6 protein-coding genes are annotated in these 6,845 nt (G+C 32.4%); all 6 read right to left on the reverse strand.

Features of this window, described 5'->3' with window-relative positions; genetic code table 11:
• Positions 1-354: 354 nt before the first annotated feature.
• Positions 355-1,077 (reverse strand): pyruvate formate-lyase-activating protein, encoded by a 723-nt coding sequence (gene pflA / locus I6U48_RS11665; protein WP_218320637.1) that lies wholly within the window; start codon positions 1,075-1,077, stop codon positions 355-357.
• 226 nt (positions 1,078-1,303) lie between these two features.
• Entirely contained in the window at positions 1,304-3,547 is a 2,244-nt protein-coding gene (gene pflB / locus I6U48_RS11670; protein ID WP_218320638.1) for a formate C-acetyltransferase, read from the reverse strand.
• A gap of 320 nt (positions 3,548-3,867) precedes the next feature.
• Positions 3,868-4,287, reverse strand: coding sequence for a response regulator (locus tag I6U48_RS11675; RefSeq protein WP_218320639.1), 420 nt, complete (start codon positions 4,285-4,287; stop codon positions 3,868-3,870).
• Positions 4,288-4,338: 51 nt separating this feature from the next.
• Entirely contained in the window at positions 4,339-5,379 is a 1,041-nt protein-coding gene (locus I6U48_RS11680; protein ID WP_218320640.1) for a protein-glutamate methylesterase/protein-glutamine glutaminase, read from the reverse strand.
• A 5-nt stretch (positions 5,380-5,384) separates the two neighbouring features.
• Positions 5,385-6,197, reverse strand: a complete 813-nt coding sequence (locus I6U48_RS11685; protein WP_218320643.1) for a CheR family methyltransferase — start codon at positions 6,195-6,197, stop codon at positions 5,385-5,387.
• Between the two features lie 68 nt (positions 6,198-6,265).
• Positions 6,266-6,845, reverse strand: a 580-nt coding sequence (locus tag I6U48_RS11690) for a methyl-accepting chemotaxis protein (RefSeq protein ID WP_246615304.1), incomplete at its 5' end; no start/stop codon positions are given.

The following is a 6,845-nucleotide window of genomic DNA, read 5'->3' on the forward strand; positions in this document are numbered from 1 at the left end:
CTATAATAAATATATACAAATTAAAGTTTGTTTTTTACTGGTTTTATCAAAATTATTTTAGGACTCTCCCCCTAAAATATAAGAATTTTTTTCAATATTGCAAAGATACTTATGCACGTTATATTAATTCTTGAATATTAACAGAGTAAAAATTGCATTTAGATCATTTTTGTTTATAAAAGAGTTTCCAGCTGGATTAGCTAGAAACTCTTTTTATTGAATTCATGGTATTTTCCCCATTAGTCTCTTTTAAGTTAGCCCTGTTTATTTGGTCTCGTGTTGAAAAAGTCAAATTATAAAAAAAGAGACTGTCTCACAATGAATAAATACACATCATGAACAGTCTCTAATAATTTACTCTTCCATAATTTTTTCTTTTAATATTTTTTCCAACTTACCAATATCTCCTTTATCCATAGAGTCTACGTCCGTTAACTTGTAATCTAATCCCATTCTCTTATATTTCTCCACACCTAGTGTATGATATGGAAGCAGTTCAATTTTTTCTACATTTTTTATATTTTTGATTATTTGAGCGAGTTTTCTTATGTGTTCCTCAGAAGCTGTTATTCCTGGAACAACTACATGTCTTATCCATAACTTAGTATTAGCCTTCTGAACTGATTCCAAAAATTCATCAAATCCATTTTTACTTTGTCCAACTAAATTCTCATATCCTTTGTTATCTACATGTTTAATATCTAGTATAACTAAATCCACATTTTTCAATATTTCATCATAGTATTTTTTAATTCCGTATCCTGCAGTGTCAATAACTGTATGAATTCCAGCTTCTTTACATAACTTTAGCGTTTCTCTGAGAAACTCTGGCTGCATTAAAGGTTCTCCACCTGAAAAAGTAACGCCTCCATTATTCTTAAAATAAGGCTTAAATCTAATTATCTTTTTAAGCAGCTCCTGTGGTGTCATCTCAGTTCCACCGCTGAAAGCCCATGTATCAGGATTATGACAATATGCACATCTTAAAGCACATCCCTGCATGAAAACCACACATCTAATTCCAGGACCATCAACCAATCCCATGCTTTCAAATGAATGAATCCTTCCTATGGTCATATCTATCTCCACCTTTTTATTTATTAATAGTATTTGCAAATATGGGGCTGTCGCACTTAGTGAAACACGGCCCAAAATATACTTATTCTTCGAGAGATGTTTCCAAGCTTCAGCACTATAAAAAGTTTTTATATGTGCTTTCAGCCTTGGGAACATCTCTCTGCATATAAGTATATTTTCTAATGTAGTTCTTTAAGTGCAACAGCCCCTATTGTTTAATTCTTTATTACATTTTTTCGTGGAATGTTCTGCTTATAACTTCTTTTTGTTGTTCTTTAGTTAATCTGTTAAAGTGTACAGCATAACCAGAAACTCTTATTGTTAAAGTTGGATATTTTTCTGGATGCTCCATAGCATCTATTAAAGTTTCTCTGTTAAATACATTTACATTTAAGTGGAAAGCACTTTGTGCAAAATATCCATCCATTAAGTTTACAAGGTTGTTTATTCTACTTTCTTCATCTTTTCCAAGTGCATCTGGTATTATTGAGAAAGTATTAGAAACACCATCCTGGCAGTATTTTCTATATGGTATTTTAGCAACAGAGTTAAGTGATGCTAAAGCTCCATTTTTATCTCTTCCATGCATTGGATTTGCTCCTGGTGCAAAAGCTTCTCCTGCTTTTCTTCCGTCTGGAGTTGATCCTGTTTTCTTACCATATACTACATTTGATGTTATCGTTAATACTGATAAAGAGTGATCTGCATTCCTGTAAGTTCTATGCTTTTTAAGCTCTACTGAGAATTTCTTTGTTAATTCTACAGCTAAATCATCAACTCTATCATCATCATTTCCGTATTTAGGGAAATCTCCTTCTATCTCGAAATCAACTGCTATTCCCTGTTCATTTCTTACTGGTTTAACTTTCGCAAACTTTATAGCACTTAAAGAGTCAGCTGCAACAGATAATCCTGCAACACCAAAAGCCATAAATCTCTTTACTCTTGTATCGTGAAGCGCCATTTGTCCTGCTTCATAAGCATATTTATCATGCATAAAGTGGATTGTATTCATTGTATCCACATATAGTCCCGCCACATATTCAAGAACCTTATTGTAGTTTTGCATTACTTTATCGAAATCAAGAACTTCGTCTGTTATTCTTTCTATTCCTGGAACTACTTCTATTAAGCTGCCATCCTTAGATTTTTTCTTTTCATCTACTCCACCATTTATAGCATAAAGCAATGATTTAGCTAGGTTTGTTCTTGCTCCAAAGAACTGCATTCTCTTTCCCATTTCCATAGCTGATACACAGCAAGCTATAGCATAGTCATCTCCGTATATTGGTCTCATTATGTCATCATTTTCGTATTGAATAGAATCTGTCTTTATGGACATTTCTGCACAATATTTCTTAAAGTTCTCTGGAAGCTTATCTGCCCAAAGTACTGTCATATTTGGTTCTGGTGCTGGTCCTAAGTTTGTTAGTGTGTGTAAAAATCTGAAAGCTGTTTTAGTAACAAGTGATTTTCCATTCACACCAACTCCACCTATAGATTCTGTTATCCAATTTGGATCTCCTGCAAACAAATCATTGTACTCAGGAGTTCTTAAATGTCTTACCATTCTTAGTTTTATAACAAACTGATCTATTATTTCCTGTGCTTCGGCTTCTGTTATAGCTCCATTTTGAAGATCTCTTTCTATATATACATCTAAGAAAGTAGTATTTCTTCCAAGAGACATTGCTGCTCCATTATTTTCTTTTACTGCTGCTAAATATCCAAAGTATACAAATTGAACTGCTTCAACAGCATTTGAAGCTGGTTCTGACATATCTATTCCATAGGATGCAGCCATTTCTTTTATTTCTTGTAGAGCACGAATTTGCATTGAAACTTCTTCTCTTATTCTTAAAGTTTCATCACATGAGCCTTTTATTTCTTTTAAATCTTTTTTCTTTTGTGCTGCTAAGAAGTCTATTCCATAAAGAGCTATTCTTCTATAGTCACCTATTATTCTTCCTCTTCCATAAGCATCTGGTAGTCCTGTAAGTAAACCTACAGTTCTAGCTTTTCTCATTTCATCTGTATATGCATCAAAAACTCCCTCATTATGAGTTTTTCTATATTTCTTGAAATCTTCGTTTAACTTTTCATCCATCTTAAAGCCATATTCTTCAAGTGATTGTTCAACCATTCTCATTCCACCGAATGGATTCATTATTCTCTTCAATGGGGCATCCGTTTGGTATCCTACTATAACCTCTTTGTCTTTATCTAAATATCCTGGTTTAAAGTTGTTTATACCAGAAAATATCTTGGTTTCAACATCCATAACACCTTTTTTAATTTCTTCAACAATAAGAGTTTCAGCTTTGTCCCATAATGCTTTTGTTTTATCTGTTGGATTTGCTAAAAAGCTTTTATCTCCATCATACATTGTATAGTTCTTTTGTATAAAATCTCTTACATCGATTTCTTCTGACCATTTTCCTGTTTGAAATCCTTGCCATTGTTTTTTCATTTTACATCTCTCCTCAATAAAAGCTATATTTTAACTATATATTAGATTTAATTACAATAATTTTAGAAATTTAAATCTGTTATTTATTTATGTTTCTATTATATATTGTTTTTCAAACTGTATCAATATGTTTTTTGTCTTGATTTTAAGCGAATTATCGCAAATAAATTAGTACAGTCATTTTTACTGTACTAATTCTTTTCTTTTCTATTTAATTCAACAAAATTTTTTATTTTTTTCATTTAGCGAAATTTAGAAGACCCCTAAAGCAATACTTAATGCTTTAAGGGCCTTACTAATTAAATAGACCTGGCAATCTCTTACCAGGTCATTCCATGTGCTTCTTTATCAATTAACTCGAGTCTAAATAACACTTCTTTTAACTTTTTCATATCTATAGGCTTCCATGCATATGCATCACAGCCAATTTCATAAGAATCTAGAACTAGTTCTTTATCATTTAGTGCTGTAGTCATAATTATCTTTACCCTTGAATCTCCACTTATATCTTTCTCTTTTTCTATATTCCTTATTGTTTTTAAAACCTTCATGCCATCTAACCTTGGTATCATAATATCAAGACATATGAGATTGTATGGTTTTTTTTCTCTATGCGCTGTTAAGAATAAATCCAAAGCCTCTAACCCATCAATAGTCATATCACATTCACCGTATTGCGAAAGGAATTTTTGCAACAGTTTCCTTGACACTGGGTCATCTTCTACTATTAGAAACCTCATCCTACCACCTCCTTTAAAAAAATTCATTATACAAAACAATGTATTATTATGTTATCTATATTTAGTACTAATATATGAACATATAACTTCAGGTATTTTATTTAAAGTCAATTGTTTAGTTACAGCTCCTATATTAAAAGCTACCATCGGCATTCCATAAACCACACTGCTTTTCTCATCCTGTCCTATAGTAAATGCATTTTTCCTTTTCATTTTTAACAGCCCTTTAGCACCATCATAACCCATACCTGTAAGTATAACTCCTATTGCATCTTTTCCTGCACATTCTGCTACCGAATCGAACAATACATCTACCGATGGACAATGTCCATTTACTTTATCACCCTTAATACATCTCACATAAAAACTATTTTTATCTTTTGCAATACTCATATGAAAGTCTCCAGGAGCAATTAAAACTCTTCCTTCTTTCACAGCATCTCCATTTTCAGCTTCTTTTACCTCCATAAGACACGATTGGTTTAACCTATCAGCATACATTTTTGTAAACTTTGGAGGCATATGCTGAGTAACTACTATACCCGGCATATTTCTGGGAAATGATTTTATTATTTGAAAAATTGCCTCTGTCCCACCAGTAGACGCTCCTATTGCTATTATTGGGTCTCCCCTACGGTTTCTGATATCTGTATTTATTTGTTGTGAATTATAGTAATTTTTCATCAAACTTATTTGAGCTGTAGACGCAATTTTTATTTTTACGATAAGTTCATTAAAAAATGTATTCATCGAACTTGGATTTTTAGCTTCAGGTTTAGTGACAAAATCCACTGCACCAGCTTTTAAAGCATCAAAAACATTGCTACTTACTGCACTTACTACAACTACGGGAAGTGGGTATTGCGGCATAAGTCTTTTTAAGAATTCTATACCATTCATCTTAGGCATTTCCACATCCAACGTTAATACATCTGGTTGAAGTTCAATTATTTTGTCTCTTGCATCAAAGGGATCTGATGCTGTACCAACAACCTCAATTCCCAAATCTTGTCCGATAGCTCTTGCTAAAGTCTCTCTAAAAAGTAGGGAATCGTCTATTATAAGTACAGTGACTTTTTTTCTGGTTTTCATAATATCTATCCTTTCTGATAAACAGCTGGCATTATATATTTATAACCTGTATCATTTTTATTAATGAATTCTGAATGTCCAATAAAAAGATATCCTCCCGGTTCAGTAAACTGATAAAACTTTTCAATAAGCTCTTTTTTCGTCTTTTCATCAAAGTATATCATAACATTCCTACAAAAAATTATATGAAACTTTTTCTTAAATGGAAAAACTGGCTCCATTAGATTAAATACCCTATAAATAATTTCATTTCTAATTTTATCAGATACTCGATAGCTTTTGCTATCAATTCTATTAAAATTATTGTATTTCCAAGAGGTTGGTAGATTTTCGATTGCCTCTAAAGAATATATTCCTTCTTTCGCCTTTTCAAGTGCATTTACAGATATATCTGTGGCAAGAATTTTTGTGTCCCATATTTTTTTACAATCGCCCAAAAACTCTGAAATAATCATAGCCAATGTATACGGCTCCTCTCCTGTTGAGCATCCGGCACTCCATACCCTCAAATCACGATCCTTTATAGAAGCTATAATACTAGGCAATGCTTTATTTTTAAGATAATTAAAATGATCTGCTTCACGCATAAAAAAAGTGTGATTTGTAGTTAACTTATTAACTAAAGTGGTTATCTCTCTTCCGCTGCTATCATTAACCGCATAGTTAATATATTCATCAAAACTTGAAAATCCCTTTTCCGATATATAGTTTCCTAATCTTCCTTCTATTAATATTTTTTTATTAATTAAATTAATACCATAATTAGACTTCATATATTGAACTAAGTATTTGAATTCCTTTTCCTTTATTTGCATTATATTAACCACCTTAAATATAACTATTAGGTTACTCATTAAAAGTAACCTTGTAGCAAATCTCCTATCTTTTAATATTTTCCAAATTCTGAATTACTCAAATCTATTACAGGTTTAGTCGTAGCGCATGCTACTTCACCCCAACCATTTATAATATTTCTTGAAACTTCAATATTTGTTCCCATACCAGGATTTACTTTATGCTTATTCAGTTCATAACCTTTAGAAACGCCAAAGTTTCTCTTAAGTTTAAATTTGCCAACCATTTCACTTAATATCTCCGCTTGGCTTGTAAGCTCTTCGCTAGCTGATGCACTTTCCTCTGCTGTTGAAGAATTATTTTGAACAACTGCCGATACCTGTTCTATTCCTTTATTGATTTGTGAAATTCCTGTAGCCTGCTCATTAGATGCTGTAGAAATATCCCCTACCAAGTTTGCAGCTTTTTCTATTCCAGCTACAATCTTATCAAGTGCTGCTGCTGTTTCGTTTGCAATTTTAGTACCAAATTCTGCCTTGCGAATTGAACCTTCAATCATTACTGTAGTTTCTTTTGCAGCATTAGCGCTTCTTTCAGCAAGGTTTCTCACTTCCTCAGCAACCACTGCAAAGCCTTTTCCATGTTGCCCGGCTCTTGCTGCTTCTACTGCT

The sequence above is a fragment of the Clostridium thailandense genome (assembly GCF_019207025.1).
Taxonomy (GTDB): domain Bacteria; phylum Bacillota; class Clostridia; order Clostridiales; family Clostridiaceae; genus Clostridium_AM; species Clostridium_AM thailandense.

Excerpts from the sequence above, each read along its gene's own strand:
- pflA (WP_218320637.1), bottom strand. The coding sequence starts at position 1,077 with ATGACCATAGGAAGGATTCATTCATTTGAAAGCATGGGATTGGTTGAT.
- pflB (WP_218320638.1), bottom strand. The coding sequence starts at position 3,547 with ATGAAAAAACAATGGCAAGGATTTCAAACAGGAAAATGGTCAGAAGAA.
- I6U48_RS11675 (WP_218320639.1), bottom strand. The coding sequence starts at position 4,287 with ATGAGGTTTCTAATAGTAGAAGATGACCCAGTGTCAAGGAAACTGTTG.
- I6U48_RS11680 (WP_218320640.1), bottom strand. The coding sequence starts at position 5,379 with ATGAAAACCAGAAAAAAAGTCACTGTACTTATAATAGACGATTCCCTA.